The organism is Corynebacterium sp. ACRQJ, from assembly GCF_022346045.1.
GTDB lineage: Bacteria > Actinomycetota > Actinomycetes > Mycobacteriales > Mycobacteriaceae > Corynebacterium > Corynebacterium evansiae.
Genome location: NZ_JAKRMT010000001.1, coordinates 176730 through 192492, shown reverse-complemented (window position 1 = coordinate 192492; position 15763 = coordinate 176730). Strand labels below are relative to the sequence as shown.

The 15763-nt window shown below is 64.3% G+C and carries 13 protein-coding genes; 8 read left to right on the top strand and 5 right to left on the bottom strand.

From position 1 onward, the window contains the following. Positions 1-80 precede the first annotated feature (80 nt). Entirely contained in the window at positions 81-608 is a 528-nt protein-coding gene (locus MHX52_RS00885) for a DUF6676 family protein (RefSeq protein ID WP_239316066.1), read from the bottom strand. A 225-nt stretch (positions 609-833) separates the two neighbouring features. Between MHX52_RS00885 and MHX52_RS00880 the strand changes: the two genes are divergently transcribed. The 5 genes from MHX52_RS00880 (at position 834) to MHX52_RS00860 (ending at position 6803) form a co-directional block, all read left to right on the top strand. Continuing rightward, positions 834-3644, top strand: coding sequence for an aconitate hydratase (locus tag MHX52_RS00880; protein WP_035003925.1), 2811 nt, complete (start codon positions 834-836; stop codon positions 3642-3644). A 117-nt stretch (positions 3645-3761) separates the two neighbouring features. Further along, positions 3762-4331 carry a TetR/AcrR family transcriptional regulator gene (locus MHX52_RS00875; protein ID WP_049049973.1) on the top strand — a complete coding sequence of 190 codons (570 nt, stop codon included), beginning with the start codon at positions 3762-3764 and terminating at the stop codon, positions 4329-4331. A gap of 31 nt (positions 4332-4362) precedes the next feature. Beyond that, a complete protein-coding gene (locus MHX52_RS00870) occupies positions 4363-4632 on the top strand; it encodes an ACT domain-containing protein (RefSeq protein ID WP_005294749.1) in 270 nt (89 codons plus the stop codon). A gap of 20 nt (positions 4633-4652) precedes the next feature. Next, entirely contained in the window at positions 4653-6026 is a 1374-nt protein-coding gene (locus MHX52_RS00865; protein WP_035003923.1) for a PFL family protein, read from the top strand. A gap of 18 nt (positions 6027-6044) precedes the next feature. After that, positions 6045-6803 carry a hypothetical protein gene (locus tag MHX52_RS00860; RefSeq protein ID WP_070487490.1) on the top strand — a complete coding sequence of 253 codons (759 nt, stop codon included), beginning with the start codon at positions 6045-6047 and terminating at the stop codon, positions 6801-6803. On the opposite strand, the gene MHX52_RS00855 is transcribed toward MHX52_RS00860, so the two are convergent. Beyond that, on the bottom strand, positions 6780-7259 hold the full coding sequence (locus tag MHX52_RS00855) for an Lrp/AsnC family transcriptional regulator (protein WP_035003921.1): 480 nt from the start codon (positions 7257-7259) through the stop codon (positions 6780-6782). The two genes, MHX52_RS00860 and MHX52_RS00855, sit on opposite strands and share 24 nt — an antisense overlap. Positions 7260-7500: 241 nt before the next feature. On the opposite strand from MHX52_RS00855, the gene MHX52_RS00850 reads away from it, so the two are divergent. Beyond that, positions 7501-10899, top strand: a complete 3399-nt coding sequence (locus MHX52_RS00850; RefSeq protein ID WP_239316064.1) for a DUF6537 domain-containing protein — start codon at positions 7501-7503, stop codon at positions 10897-10899. Between the two features lie 34 nt (positions 10900-10933). After that, the gene (locus tag MHX52_RS00845) at positions 10934-11677 is read left to right on the top strand and encodes a glutamine amidotransferase (RefSeq protein WP_239316062.1); all 744 of its coding nucleotides are present in this window, start codon (positions 10934-10936) and stop codon (positions 11675-11677) included. Between the two features lie 22 nt (positions 11678-11699). Here MHX52_RS00845 and MHX52_RS00840 read toward each other — a convergent pair whose 3' ends face one another. Further along, entirely contained in the window at positions 11700-13331 is a 1632-nt protein-coding gene (locus MHX52_RS00840) for an ABC-F family ATP-binding cassette domain-containing protein (protein WP_035003916.1), read from the bottom strand. 400 nt (positions 13332-13731) lie between these two features. Here MHX52_RS00840 and MHX52_RS00835 point away from each other — a divergent pair, with 400 nt between their 5' ends. Continuing rightward, positions 13732-14805, top strand: a complete 1074-nt coding sequence (locus tag MHX52_RS00835; protein ID WP_239316060.1) for a lycopene cyclase family protein — start codon at positions 13732-13734, stop codon at positions 14803-14805. Positions 14806-14817: 12 nt separating this feature from the next. Here the strand turns inward: MHX52_RS00835 and MHX52_RS00830 are convergent, their stop codons facing one another. Together MHX52_RS00830 and sufU are read right to left on the bottom strand one after the other, a co-directional pair. Next, entirely contained in the window at positions 14818-15225 is a 408-nt protein-coding gene (locus MHX52_RS00830) for a metal-sulfur cluster assembly factor (RefSeq protein ID WP_011273558.1), read from the bottom strand. 10 nt (positions 15226-15235) lie between these two features. Further along, positions 15236-15697, bottom strand: coding sequence for a Fe-S cluster assembly sulfur transfer protein SufU (sufU, locus tag MHX52_RS00825; RefSeq protein WP_011273559.1), 462 nt, complete (start codon positions 15695-15697; stop codon positions 15236-15238). Between the last annotated feature and the right edge of the window lie 66 nt (positions 15698-15763).

Genomic DNA, 15763 nt, shown 5'->3' with positions numbered 1-15763 from the left:
ACCTGTAGAAAGCCCCCATTTTTCTAGATTCACCCTTAAGGTTAGTCAATCCCCCAGGCTTGACTATTTTAAACCGTTACCTATTTCTGCTTGGTCCACGGCTTTGATAACGAAGCGATTACGGCCGCCACGGCCACTGCTAGGACCACTCCCACGTTGGCCAGGCCTGTGGGAGTTTCGTACCCCGCCGCCTGGTTGAGGAACTCCTGCGTCACCTCCGGATGACTGTTGGCGCCAGAGAGAACCTTGTAGTTCGATTCGATGGCATAGCGCGACAGATTCTCCGACACTGCCGTCGCCTGGCTCGGGGACTTCAGGATCACCGTGTCCGCGTCCGTGCCGTCCAGCACTTTCTGCGCCACGTCGCGCAGACTGTTGTGGCGCTCCCCGTCCTGGTTGATGTAGCCGATCTTTAGGGTGCCTATTTTGGACGCCGACTCTCCCCTCTCGGCCGCCTCAACCACATCGTTGAGGCTCTTGGATAGGCCGGCCGATCCAGACTCCACCTCGGTTGGGAAATCTTCGGCGACGAAGACTGGGGCGTCATTAAGAGAGGCAATGAGCTGCGCAACGTCGTCCGAAGGGGCGGGGTTAGGCGTATCGGTCATGGGATGTTTTTAGCACCGAAAGAGGGGTGGGGGTATCGGCGACACGCTTAAACTCGCAGGATTCGCAGCAGGACAATCGTACTGTTAAAATTTTTAGTGACGTCGCGGCAAGAATGCTGCCACAATGGTAAGCAGAGCCTCCGCCGCGGGCGGCTGTCCCGTGCGTGGCGGCGACCACATCGACGACGACATTTCGACTAAGAGAAGAGATTAAAGGAGCTCACTGTGGCTGAAAGCATCAACTCCTTCGATTCCAAGAGCACTCTGCAGGTCGGCGAGAAGTCCTATGACTACTTCGCGCTGGATGCTGTGCCGGGAATGGAGAAGCTTCCCTACTCCCTGAAGGTTCTCGGCGAGAACCTGCTGCGCAACGAGGATGGCAAGAACATCACTCGCGAGCACATCGAGGCCATCGCCAACTGGGATCCTTCCGCAGAGCCCAACTTCGAGATCCAGTTCACCCCGGCCCGCGTTATCATGCAGGACTTCACCGGCGTGGCCTGCATCGTTGACCTGGCTACCATTCGTGACGCCGTGGTTGCCCTGGGCGGCAACGCAGACGACGTTAACCCGCTGAACCCGGCTGAGATGGTCATCGACCACTCCGTGATCATCGAGGCATTTGGTAACGCCGACGCTCTGGAGAAGAACGTCGAGATCGAGTACCAGCGCAACGACGAGCGCTACAAGTTCCTGCGTTGGGGCACCGGCGCCTTCGAGAACTTCCGCGTTGTTCCTCCGGGAACCGGCATCGTCCACCAGGTGAACATCGAGTACCTGGCCCGCTCCGTCTTCGACAACAACGGCCTGGCATACCCGGACACCTGTGTTGGTACTGACTCCCACACCACCATGGAAAACGGCCTGGGCATCCTGGGCTGGGGTGTCGGCGGCATCGAGGCTGAGGCTGCAATGCTCGGCCAGCCGATCTCCATGCTGATCCCGCGCGTCGTTGGCTTCAAGCTGACCGGCGAGATCCCGGCTGGCGTTACCGCCACCGACGTCGTTCTGACCATCACCGACATGCTGCGCCAGCACGGCGTGGTCGGCAAGTTCGTCGAGTTCTACGGCAAGGGCGTTGGCGAGCTGCCGCTGGCCAACCGCGCAACCATCGGCAACATGTCTCCGGAGTTCGGCTCCACCGCGGCTATGTTCCCGATCGACGAAGAGACCGTGAAGTACCTGGAGCTGACCGGCCGCGACCAGGAGACCCTGGACCGCGTCGAGGCTTACGCCAAGGCACAGGGCATGTGGCTGGACCCGGAGAAGGAAGTCGAGTACTCCGAGTACCTCGAGCTGGATCTGTCCACCGTCGTTCCTTCCATCGCTGGCCCGAAGCGTCCGCAGGACCGCATCGAGCTGAACGACTCCAAGGCACAGTTCCGCAAGGACCTGCACAACTACGTCGACGCCGACGCTTCTGCCTCTACCCCGGACTTCGACGCAGAGGGTCCGGCTACCGAGGACACTTCTGCCCAGGCTGCCGGCACCCCGGCATCCGCTGCTGATGCGAAGGGCAACATTCCTTCCGCAGCTGCAGGCGCAGAGGGCCGCCCGTCCAACCCGGTCACCGTCAACTACAACGGCGAGGACATCGAGCTGGACCACGGTATGGTCGCCATCGCTTCCATCACCTCTTGCACCAACACCTCCAACCCGTCCGTCATGGTCGGCGCTGGCCTGCTGGCACGCAATGCTGCTGCCAAGGGTCTGAAGTCCGCACCGTGGGTTAAGACCTCCATGGCGCCGGGTTCCCAGGTTGTTAACGGCTACTACGAGAAGGCGGGCCTGTGGAAGGACCTGGAGGCCATGGGCTTCTACCTGGTCGGCTACGGCTGCACCACCTGTATCGGTAACTCTGGTCCGCTGCCGGAGGAGATCTCCGCAGGCATCAACGAGGGCGACCTGGCCGCCACCGCTGTCCTGTCCGGTAACCGTAACTTCGAGGGGCGCATCAACCCGGACGTCAAGATGAACTACTTGGCCTCCCCGATCCTGGTTATCGCCTACGCGATCGCCGGCACGATGGACTTCGACTTCGAGAACCAGCCGCTGGGCCAGGACCAGGATGGCAACGATGTCTTCCTGAAGGACATCTGGCCGTCCACCGAGGACATCGAGGAAGTTATCGCTTCCTCCATCACCAAGGACCTGTACGCCGAGGACTACGCAAACGTCTTCGAGGGCGACGAGCGCTGGCGCTCCCTGGAGGTTCCTTCCGGCAAGACCTTCGACTGGGATCCGAAGTCCACCTACATCCGCAAGGCTCCGTACTTCGACGGTATGAGCAAGGAGCCGGAGGCTGTCAATGACGTCAAGGGCGCTCGCGTCCTGGCTCTGCTGGGCGACTCCGTGACCACCGACCACATCTCCCCTGCTTCCACCATTAAGCCGGGCACCCCGGCTGCTCAGTACCTGGATGCAAACGGTGTGGAGCGCAAGGACTACAACTCCCTGGGCGCACGTCGTGGTAACCACGAGGTCATGGTTCGCGGTACCTTCGCTAACATCCGCCTGCAGAACCAGCTGCTCGACGGTGTTTCCGGTGGCTACACCCGCGACTTCACCCAGGAGGGCGGCCCGCAGTCCTTCATCTACGACGCTGCTATGAACTACCAGAAGGAGAACACTCCGCTGGTCGTTCTGGGTGGTAAGGAGTACGGCACCGGCTCCTCCCGCGACTGGGCTGCTAAGGGCACCCTGCTGCTGGGCGTGAAGGCCGTCATCGCCGAGTCCTTCGAGCGTATCCACCGCTCCAACCTGATCGGCATGGGCGTTGTCCCGCTGCAGTTCCCGGAGGGCGAGTCCTGGAAGTCCCTGGGCATCGAGGGCACCGAGACCTTCGACATCGAGGGCATCGAGGAGCTCAACAACGGCTCCACCCCGAAGACCGTCAAGGTAACTGCCACCAAGGAGAACGGCGAGAAGATTGAGTTCGACGCCGTGACCCGCATCGATACCCCCGGTGAGGCAGACTACTACCGCAACGGCGGCATCCTGCAGTTCGTTCTGCGCAACATGATGTCCGGCAAGTAAGGAATAACTCCTTATAAGCCTGGCATGAGGCGGTGACCGGCGCCCTCTTCCCCTAAGGGGAGAGAAGCGCGGGTCACCGCCTTTGTGCTCCCATACAACTCAACGAGGTTTAAGCAGATGCCCAAAGTAAGCGACACGGACCTGGCAGAGCGGAAGGTCGAGATCCTGTCCGGCGCGCGCCACTGCTTCGCTACCTACGGCTACGACGGCGCGACCGTCGCCCGGTTGGAAGAAACCATCGGCAAGTCCCGCGGGGCGATTTTCCACCATTACGGCAACAAGGATCAGCTGTTTCTCGAGGTTGCCCACGAGGACATGCGCAAGATGGCCGAACTAGCGGCCGACGAGGGTCTCATCGGCGCCATTCGTGCGCTCGTCAAGTCAAAAGACTTGACTGACTGGTGGGGTATGCGTGTGGAGATCACCCGCCGGGTGAACATCGACCCCTGCTTCGCGGCCAAGTGGGAGCTGGATCAGCTGGCGCTGCGCGAAACCGTGCGCACCCGCCTGCGGGAACAGCGCTCCAGCGGGCGGATCCGCAAGGACGTGGAGGTAGAGACGATCGCCCAGACGCTGGAGTTGGTGCTCGAGGGTGTGCTCGGGCGGCTTGCCCAGCGGCAGGGCACAGCGGGGCTGTCCGACGCGCTGGACTTCGTAGAAAGCGCACTGCGTTCCCCCGGACAGTAGGTCGTCCAACCCGGTGAGTAGCATGTAGTGCATGATCGCAATCATGACCGTCACCGGGCTGGACCACACCGGAATCATCGCCGCCGTGTCCACCGCCCTGGCCGAGCTAGACGTCAACATCCTCAACGTCTCCCAGACCATCATGGACGACTACTTCACCATGATCCTGCACGTTCGTATCGACGACTCCCAGCACGGGATCGCCGACGTGCAGGACCGCATGGCGGAGGTCGAAAAACAGGAGAAGCTCGTCATCCGAGTGCAGTCGGAGGCCATTTTCTCCGCCATGCACGACGTATAAGGGTTCTGGAGGCTTAAAGAATGAATCCACGTCGTGGCGTCACAAACCAAAGCAACAACATCCTAGAAACCATCGAGATGATCGAGAAGTACCGTCTCGACATCCGAACGGTAACGATGGGCATCAACCTCATGCCCTGCATCCGCGAAACGATGGAGGCCACCGCCGAGGCGGTGTTCGAGCGCGTGGTGGACTACGCGCGGAACCTCGTGCCGGTGGCTCAGGAGATCGAGCGGGAGCTGGGCATCCCCATCGTAAACAAGCGCATCTCCGTGACCCCGGTTGGCATCCTAGCCTCCGCGGTAGAGGGCAACCCGGTGCGTATTGCCGAAGCGCTGGATCGCGCGGCCACCGAGGTGGGCGTGAACTTCATCGGCGGCTACTCGGCCCTGGTGGACAAGGGGGCCACGCGCGGCGAGCTGGACCTGATCCGCTCGCTGCCCGAGGCGCTGAACGAAACTAATGTCGTCTGCGCGTCCGTGAACGTCGGCAGCTCGAAGGCCGGCATCAACATGAATGCGGTCCGCGAGATGGGGCACGTCATCAAGGATGCCTCCACTTATGGGCCGGGCGGCACGCTGGCCTGCGCGAAGCTGGTCGTGTTTGCCAACTCCGTCTCCGACAACCCGTTTATGGCTGGCGCCTACCACGGGGTGGAAGAGCAGGATTGTGTGATCAACGTGGGCGTATCCGGCCCTGGCGTGGTCGACCGCGCGGTTGCCGGAATGGAAGGCGCAACACTCAACGAGGTCTCCGAGGAGATCAAGCGCGCGGCGTTTAAGATCACCCGCACCGGTCAGCTGGTCGGCGTGATGGCCGCCCAAAGGTTGGGCGTGCCCTTCGGCATCGTGGACCTGTCCCTGGCGCCCACCGCGGAACTCGGCGATTCCGTGGCGCACATTCTGGAGCACATGGGGCTCGGCCAGGTGGGCACCCACGGCACCACCGCTGCCCTGGCGCTGCTGAACGATGCGGTGAAGAAGGGCGGCATGATGGCCTGCTCGCGCGTCGGCGGCCTCTCGGGTTCGTTTATCCCGGTCTCCGAGGACAAAGGGATGATCGACGCTGTGCGCAGCGGCGCCATTAGCATCGACAAGCTGGAGGCCATGACGGCCATCTGTTCCGTCGGCCTGGACATGATCGCCATCCCGGGCGACACCCCTGCGGAGTCGATTGCTGGAATGATCGCCGACGAGGCCGCCATCGGCGTGATGAACCATAAGACCACCGCCGTGCGTGTGATTCCCGCCGTCGGTACAAAGGTAGGCGACGACGTGGACTTCGGTGGCCTGCTGGGCTACGCGCCGGTGATCGGCGTGAACCGTGCAAGCAGTGCCGAGTTCATCAACCGCGGTGGCTTCATTCCCGCCCCGCTACACGGCTACCGCAACTAGGAAGGATTACTCGCTCGCATGGTGCAGGTCTTCAAGTACGGTCGCTCCTCGGTTGTCATCGACGATCCGCTCGACGGGCTCGTGCGGGGCGACCAGTCGGGCACATTCGATCAGCGGTGCACCCTCCCCGCCGGGTCGGTCGCGCTGAACGCGGCGTTGTCGAACAACGGCCGCATGCCCGTTGCCGGCAACACCGCGGGCTTTAGCGTGGTGCAGACGGTGGTGCTGACAATCGGCGTGGTGCTGTTTGGCCTGGGTGGCTTCCTGGCCGCCCGCGGAGGCACCCAGACTCTGGTCATTGGCCTGGTGATCGGGGCCATTGGCCTGCTGATGGCGGGCGTTGCACTCTATAGCGCCTCCAAGCGTCGCGGTCGGCTGCGGATCCTGGGCAAGGCCTGGGGAAATGGCTGGTTGCGATTTGCGCCCGCCCGCGTGGGCGGCGTGTGGATAACGCGGGTGTCTACCCACAACGACAACGGGGAGCGCATGAACACGGAGCGCCGCTATTACTACAAGGCCATGGTGCAGGCCTACCCCACCGACGGCACCGAGCCGTTCACGTTCCGCACCAGCGAGTTCAACGCCCCGGCCAACTGGGAGGGGCGCCCCTATAACCTGCACATGGCGGACGGCCCCATGGACGTGCTGGAGCCCGAGTTCACCAACGGCTGGACCATTTGCCGGTACATCGCGGGCCAGCCGGAAACGGCCACTATTTCTACCGACCTGTCGGCCAAGCAGGTCAAGGCGGCGCTAGAGGTTTCGCAGATCCACTAACGCCCGCAGCAGCTGGCCGTGCCGGGCGGGGATGCGGGAGCGCAGGATGATCTCCGTCCGCGTGCGCTGCACGCCCTCGACCTCCTGCAGTTTGAGGGTGATGTGCTCCAGGTGCTCGTGATCGCGCGCCACCACCCGGCACGATAGGTCGTAAGGCCCGGCGATAGAATGCGCCTCCGTGATCCACGGGATGTTCAGGATCGCCGCCGTCGCCTGGTCGAGCGCCCGCTGGTCCAGTGTGACGTGCACGAAAGCGCCTAGCGGGAAGCCGAGTGCGCCGGGGTCGAAATGAGGGGCGAAGCTGCCTATCACTCCCCTTTCCACGAGCTTGTCTATGCGGCTGCTTACCGTCGCTCGCGCCACCCCGAGTACCCGCGCATACTCGCGCACCCCGGCCTTGGGCCTTTCGTTGAGTAGCATGCAGAGCTCGATGTCTGTCCGGTCGAGGTCCCTCATTCTTCTGACCTTTCTTTGTGACGCCCCTTCACGGCCTGTTGGTAAGAAACATCTACTTTTGTGTGCAAATCTGTTGTCGCTTGGGTGGGATTCTAGGCCATTGGCCTAGGTTTCAGGTCTGGAACCTAAAAAACCTTTGCTAAGTGAACTATTTTGCCGCAGGTGCTACCGAGTGCGGTTCGCTGTCGCTTAATGTGATTCAAACCACAAACTGACAGCTCGCACGAAAGGGTGAACAGCGATGACCTCCACATTCATCCCCGACTCAATTTCCCCCGTCCAGGATCTCCCCGACTACACCCAGTCGCGTTATCGGGAGAAGACTGGGCACATCCACTTAACCGGCATCCAGGCGCTCGTGCGCACCGTGCTGGATCGCGCGGAGGCGGATCGCGAGATTGGGCTGCAGACCTCCAGCTTCGTTTCCGGCTACGAGGGCTCCCCGCTGGGCGGGTACGACCTCGAGCTGGGGCGCCGCAAGTCGCTGCTCGGCCAGTTTGATGTGCAGCACTTCCCTGCCGTCAATGAGGAGTTGGGCGTCACCGCCGTTGCGGGATCGCAGATGACGGATCGGGCGACGGTCAAGGATGGCATCGACGGCGTAGTCGGCTACTGGTACGGGAAGGCGCCGGGGTTGGATAGGGCGGCCGATGCGCTGCGGCACGCGAACATGACCGGCACCAGCGGCACGGGCGGCGCAGTGGCCTTCGTGGGCGACGACCCGACGGCGAAATCTTCGACGATCCCCTCGGCCTCCGGGCGGATCCTGGCGGACCTGGGGCTGCCGACCCTCGTGCCGGCCGACGCGGGCGACGTGCTGCGCCTCGGCACGCACGCAGCGTGGATGTCGCGCTACAGCGGCCTGTGGACAGCGCTGCGCATCACCACCCCCGTGGCTGACGGCTCCGCCAGCGTGGATCTGGAGGCCATCCGCGAGGCCACGACGGCCCGCGGTCTGGAGCGCGGCGGCGAGCATGTGCCCGAAGCTCGCCTGCTGGGCAAGCGACTGCTGGACCTGGAGGACACCCGCGTGGGCGAGCGCCTGCAGCGGGCTCTGGAGTACGCCCGCGAGCACCGACTGAACCGCTGGTGGGGCGCGCGGGACGGCGACCGCGTGGGCGTGATCTGCGCGGGCAACACTTCCCTGGAGGTCGCGGAGGTCGTGGGCGAGGCGCACGTGCGCGTGCTGCAGTTGGCGATGACTTACCCGCTGGACCCGCAGGAGCTGGAGAGCTTCTGCGAGGGGCTGGATACGCTCGTGGTGGCCGAGGAGCTCGGTACTCACCTGCTGGAATCCGTCCGCGCCTGCCTCTACGACCTCCCGGTGCGCCCCGCGATCGAGCACGTGAACGACCCGCTGAAGCAACTGCCCAAACTCCTGCGCAACGAGGGTATCGAGGTCGCCGGCGTGACGAGCGGTCCCACTCGGATCTCCCTGCCGCTGGCGGTGCCTAACCGCGTGCCGCACTTCTGCTCCGGCTGCCCGCACAACCTATCCACCCGTGCGGACGAGGACACGCTGGTCGGAGCCGGAATCGGCTGCCACGCCATGGTGATGCTGATGGACGACAAGCGTGTGGGCAAGATCATGGGCACCGCGCAGATGGGCGGCGAGGGCGCACACTGGATCGGGATGCACAGCTTCGTGTCCGAGGAGCACTTCGTGCAGAACATGGGCGACGGGACGTTCCTGCATTCGGGATCGCTGGCGCTGCGGGCAATGGTGGCGTCCAAGGTAAACGCAACCCTCAAGCTGCTGCACAACGGCACGGTGGCGATGACGGGCGGCCAGGACCCCGTGGGGCAGCCGAGCCTGGCGGGGCTGGTCGATATGGTGCGGGCCGAGAACCCGGCCAGGATCGTCGTGACCAGCGACGATGTGCGGCGCACGCGGCGCGCCCTGCGGGGTTCCGGTGTGCAGGTGCGCCCGCGCGAGGATCTCGCCGAGGTGCAAAAGGAGCTGGAGGTGCTGCAGGGTGTCTCCGTACTGATCCACGACCAGGAGTGCGCCGCTGAGAAGCGCCGCGCCCGCAACCGCAACCAGCGCGCCCAGGCGACTGAAAAGATCGTGATCAACGAGCGCATCTGCGAAGGCTGCGGCGACTGTGGCGAAAAGTCCGGCTGCCTGTCCCTGCAGCCGGTGGACACGCAGTTCGGGCGCAAGACCCGCGTGGACCAGACCAGCTGCAACACCGACCGCTCGTGCTTGTCCGGTGATTGCCCGGCCTTCACGACCGTCGTTGCGGTCGAGGAGAAGCGCGAGGTGCCGCCTATTGACGCCACCGCGCTTGACCCGGTGCCGGAGAGCGCGCTGGACAGCAAGCACCCGTGGAACATCCGCATCTCGGGTGTGGGCGGCACGGGCGTGATGACGGCCTCGGCCGTGATCGCCACCGCCGCACACCTCGATGGACTTGCGGTGCGCGGCACGGACATGACGGGCCTGGCGCAGAAGGGCGGGTCGGTGGTCTCCGACCTGCGGATCTCTAGGAGCATTGGCCAGCACACAGGCACGGTGCCGCGCGGCGGCGCGGACCTGCTGATCGCGCTGGACGGCGTGACGGGTGCGGAAGACGCCAGCACCTCGGTACTCAACGCGGCGCGGACGGTTGCGGTGCTGTCGAACTCCGCGACCCCCACGGGCCAGATGTGCACGGACGTCAAGGCCACCCGCCCCGATGGCGTGCAGGTCACCGGTGCGCTGGGGCATGCGGCGAAGCGGGCGATCATCACCGACGCGATTCGGGTGTCCACCAAGCTCTTCGGTGAGTCCACGTTCCAGATCATGCTGCTGATCGGCGCTGCGGTGCAGGCTGGTGCGCTGCCGGTGACCCCGGAGTCGATGGAAAAGGCCCTGCGGATCAACGGCAAGAAGGCCGAGGCCAACATTCAGGCCTTCCGCCGTGGCCGCCAGCTGGTGAGCCGTCCGGAGGCGCTGATCGAGCTGATGGGCGTGGAGCCCGACTACTCCCAGTACCAGGAAGTTCAGCCCCTTGACCGCACCCGGTCCAAGATCGAGGAGGTGCTGGAGCCGAGCCTGGTGGACGAGGTTGCGGTGTACTTCGACGAGATGCGCCGCTGGGGCTCCGAGCAGGACGCCCAGGATTACCTGACCGACGTGCGCGCGGTCTACGCCCACGAGCGACGCGTGAACCCGGATGGCCCGGCAGAGCTGACCCGCAGCTTCGCCGCCGGACTGCACAAGCTCTCCGCCTACAAGGACGAGTACGAGGTCGCCCGCCTGGCGCTGGACCCCGGATTCGCGGAGGCGCAGAAGGGCGGCAAGGTCACGGTGCAGTTTCAGCCGCCGCTGCTGCGCGCGCTGGGGCTGAACCGCAAGATCGGGCTCGGCCCGCGGATGCGCCCGGTGCTCAGTGCGCTGGCGAAGGCCAAGGGGCTGCGTGGCACGCGCCTGGACATCTTCGGCTACGCGGAGGTGCGCAAGCTGGAGCGCAAGCTCGTGAACGCCTACCGGGAAGAGATCCTGAGCCGGGCGCGAAACCTGCACTCGCTCGAGCAGGTAGCGGAGCTGACCGCATTGGCCGCCGCGGCCGACGGGGTCCGGGGATTCGAGGACAAGAAGATCGACAGTGCGCAAGAGTTGCTGCAGAAGTTGGGGCGCGCGGGCGTCAAAAGATAGTAAATAGACCAAGCGGTCTGTTACAGTAACGAATGTGACTTTCGTACTGCTATGCCCCCGCAGCGGCGCCGAGGTGCTCGCCGCGGAATACGCCGACTTCCTCAGCTACAGCGGCCTCACCCCCGCCGAGCTCGAACAGCGACCGCTGGATAACCCCAGCGCTGACCTGGGAAGCTTCGACGGCGTGGAGGGCGTGTTCATCGGCGGCTCGCCGTTTACGATCACCCGTCCGGTCGACGTGGAATGGCAGGAAGCGATCTCGCAGAAGCTGGTGGACTTCATCCAGGTCGAATCGGAGCGGCAGCGCTTCGGCATCTTTTCCACCTGCTACGGAACCTCCATGCTGGCGCACTACCTGGACGGCGAGGTCAACAGCAAGTACTCGGAATCGGCGGGCACCAGCGAGGTTTCTCTTACTGACGCCGGGCGCGTCGACCCCATCACGGGTGCGCTCCCCGACCGCTTCACCGCGTTGACGGGCCACAAGGATTCCGTGGCGCGCGTGCCCGCGGAGGCCACGCTGCTGGCTACCGGCGAGACCTGCCCTGTGCAGATCTACCGCTACCGCGAAAACGTCTGGACCAGCCAATTCCACCCGGAGATGGATGCGGCAGGCATCACCCGGCGGCTCAGCTTCTACGAGGACGAGGGCTACTGCGACCCCGTGGAGATAGCGGAGACCTACGCCCGCTTCGAGGGGCAGGATACGGCGGCGGCGAACTCGCTGCTGCGGCGCTTCGTGGAGCACTCCCGCGCCTCGCTGGGGATGGTGGGCTAGCTGGCTGAGTTAGATGGCTGAGCTAGGCCAGCTCGACGATCTCCATGTACTCGTCGCTCCACAGGTCCTCCACCCCGTCGGGCAGCACGATCACGCGCTCGGGCTCCAGGGCCTTCACCGCGCCCGGGTCGTGGGTGACCAGCACGACCGCGCCGGTGTAGGTGCGCAGCGCGTCCAGCACCTGCTCGCGGGACTGCGGATCCAGGTTATTGGTCGGCTCATCCAGCAGCAGCACGTTTGCCCGGGAGCTGACGAGGGTGGCTAGGGCCAGGCGGGTCTTCTCACCGCCGGAAAGGGTGCCGGCGGGCTGCTCCAACTGCTCGCCGGAGAACATGAAGGCGCCCAGCAGGCCGCGGAGGTCCTGCTCGCCGGCATCGGGGCAAGCCTCGATGGCATTGTCCCAGACGGACTTGTCAGGGTCGATCGTGTCGTGCTCCTGGGCGAAGTAGCCCACCTTCAGGCCGTGGCCGGTGACGATGCCGCCCTCGCCGTCGGTGCGTTCCACTCCGGCTAGCAGCTTCAGCAGGGTGGTCTTTCCCGCGCCGTTGAAGCCGAGCACCACCACGCGGGATCCCTTATCGATGGCTAGATCCACCCCGGCGAAGACTTCCAGGGAGCCGTACATCTTGGTCAGCCCCTTTGCGTTCATGGGAGTCTTGCCGCACGGTGCTGGCTCCGGGAAGCTGATGTTGGCCACGCGGTCCTCGACGCGAATCTCGTCCAGATTGCCCAGCATCTTTTCCGCGCGGGCGGCCATCTGCTTGGCGGCCTTTGCCTTGGTGGCCTTGGCGCCCAGTTTCTCGGCCTGCTGCTTCAGCGCGCTGGCCTTCTTCTCGGCATTGGCCTTCTCACGGCGGCGGCGCGCCTCATCGGTGGCGCGGGCGTCCTTGTACTTGGTCCAGCCCATGTTGTAGACGTCGGCCTCGCCGCGCACAGCGTCCAGGAACCAGATCTTGTTGCAGACGTCGTCCAGTAGTTCCACGTCGTGGCTGATCATGATCAGCCCGCCCTCGTGCTTGGCCAAAAAGCCGCGCAGCCAGGTGATGGAGTCCGCGTCCAGGTGGTTAGTCGGCTCGTCCAAAAGAAGTGTCGTCTGCGAACGGCCGGAGCCGGCGGTGGCTGCAAAGAGGATCTGCGCTAGCTCCACGCGGCGGCGCTGGCCGCCGGAGAGGGTCTTCAGTGGCTGGTCCAGCACCCGTTCGGGCAGCCCCAGTGAGTCGCAGATCTGCGCGGCTTCACTGTCGGCCTCGTAGCCGCCGAGGGCGTGGTACTTCTCCTCCAGGCGGCTGTACTTGAGGATCGCGGCATCGCGCTGGCCGGCGGATTCGCTGGTCTCCATGATTTCCTGCTGGCGCTCCATGGAGTGCCGGATGCGGTCCAGGCCACGCGCGGAAAGCACGCGGTCGCGCGCGCTCTGCTCGATGTCGCCTTCTTTGGAGTCCTGCGGCAGGTAGCCCATCTCGCCGCTGCGTGTGACGGTGCCACCGTAGGGCTCGCCCTCGCCCGCCAGGATGCGCATGGTGGTGGTCTTGCCCGCACCGTTTCGCCCGACCAGGCCGATGCGATCGCCGGGCTGCACTCGTAGGTGCTGTCCGGGGGCGTTCAGCAGGGTTCGGGCCCCCACCCGAACCTCGAGGTCATTAGTAACAATCACAAGGAAGAAGCCTATCAGCCATCCCCGTCGGTGACCCTTCCCACCCCATGAACACCGGAGTCGCGTTGCCCGGGTCCCCCACAGTCCCGAGTCGCATCCGGTGTGTGTCACCGACGGGGTTGTCTTCTTTTCGTGCCCCACCTTTCGGTATGTTCGTACCGAGTAGGACAACGTTCATGTTAGAAACTGTGTTTGGCGCCCGCAGGCTAAGCGTTACACCCGATTTTGGCCTGTCCCCCAAACCTTGAACTTAAACCTGAGCTTGCGAAGCTTCTTATTCTATTAGGCACTTCTTATACCTGTAGCTAATGCATTAAGCCGCAAAAATTTCCTAAAGAAGTGATGAGTAAAACACGGCTGTGTAAGTTCGGGGGTAAGAATCCTGAATCGGAGGTTTCAAGTGACCCAGCGGCTCGCGCTTAAAGGCCTCGGTCCAGCCGGAGCGCTCCTGGCCATTCGAGCTGCACAGCGCGGTTTCCACGTCACAGCCTATGACCCGGCCTTCGACGTGACCAGCCCCACCCCGTTCCCCGGCACCTATGGCGTGTTTTCCACGCAGATCCCCACCTGGGCCGATCCCCTATTTGGTGCACCGGAACCCCTGGACGTCGTCGCGGGCACTCCCCTCACCCGCCGCACGCTGGGGTTTAGCTATCGGATGCTGAACCAGGAGGCGGCCGCGGAGGCCCTGCGCAGCTCGAGCGTGCGCATCAAACCTGAGCCGCTTCCCAATGGCATGGAGGCGATCGACTGCACCGGCGCCCCACGGACGGACGCCGCACTGTGGCAACTGGCCGTCGGGTGGTTCCTACCCTTTACTGACGCCCCTTCAGGGTCCACCCCCACCTTCATGGATTGGACCGGGACGGTTGCCCAGGCCGGGGATTGCCCACCCAGCTTCTGCTATGTCCAGCGCACGGACGAGGGCTGGCTGTACGAGGAGACGATCCTCGCGGCGCACTGCAGCGCCGATGCGGCGAAACAGGAGGAAGTTTTCGAGGTTCTACGGGCGCGCCTGGCAGACCGCATAGGGGCCCAAACTGTAGTGCGCGAAGAACGGGTCGCGATCCCGATGGGGACTAGGCGGCGTCACAAAGAAAGAAAGTTCGGCGCCGCGGCGGGGTTTATCAATCCCGCGACGGGCTACTCGCTGGGGCACGCACTGGAGGCCGCCGACGACTTCCTGGACGGCAAACGCGCCGACGGGTGGCTGGCGTATGTGCTGCGGCAGGTCGGCGGGGAGCTCATCGCCCGGGCGGATGGTGCGACGCTGCAGGACTTCTTCGGGCACTTCTTTGCTCTGGATACGCGGGCGCAGCTTGCGTACCTGAGCGGGCGCGACGGGCTGGAAGTGGCACGCACGATGTGGGCGCTAAGGGAGGGAACCGGGCTGCGCCACGAGTTCCTCCGTCCCCTATTCCGCCGCCCCTGGTCGGTGGGCCGGGCGGTGTGGCAGAGGATGTACTCGGCCTAGACCGTGAAACCCCTAGACCGTGAAACCGAGGAAACGCAGCTGCTCGCGGCCTTCCTCGTTGATCATGTGCGGGCCCCAGGCCGGGGTCCACACCCAGTTGATCTGCAGGTCGGAAACCTCGTCGACGTTGTTGATCACAGCATCGCGCGCCTGATCCTCCAGCACGTCTTGCAGCGGGCAGGCCGGGGAAGTCAGAGTCATGTTCAGCACCGCGGTCTTGTCCTCGATCCAAATGTCGTAGACCAGGCCCAGATCGATGACGTTGATGCCGAGCTCCGGGTCGATAACGTCCAGCAGGTGCTCCTCGACCTTGCCGGCCAGCGCCATGTCCTCTGGGCTGCGCTCGGACGGACCCTCCGGAGCCTTGTCCAGCGGCGAGGGGTCCATCTCCGGGGCGGTGGGTTCTGCGTTCTCAGTCATGGTGTGTTCCTTACTCTGTGTTGGTGTTAGCGCTCACGCCGGCTTCGGTGGCAGCGGCCTCGAAGGCCTTCCAGCCGAGCAGGGCGCACTTCACGCGGGCGGGGTACTTGGAGACACCCGCGAAGGCAATGCCGTCGCCGATGATCTCGTCGTCGCCTTCGATCTTGCCGCGAGAGGTGACCATGCGCTCGAACTCCGCAAGCTTGGCGAAGGCTTCCGCGACGGGTCGGCCGACCAGCTCCTCGGCCATGACGGACGTGGAGGCCTGGCTAATGGAGCACCCCACAGCGTCGTAGGAGATGTCCTCGACCGTCTGGTTGTCCTCGCTGAGGTGCAGGCGCAGCGTGAGCTCGTCGCCGCACGAGGTGTTCACGTGGTGCACCTCGGCCTCGAAGGGCTCGCGCAAGCCCGCGTGCTGCGGGTGCTTGTAGTGGTCCAGGATGACTTCCTGGTACATCTGCTCAAGTTTCATAGGGCCCTAGTATCCTCTAGTACTTTCCTCAATCGCCGTTTCTGCGCTGCTTCTTCGCCGTTGCTT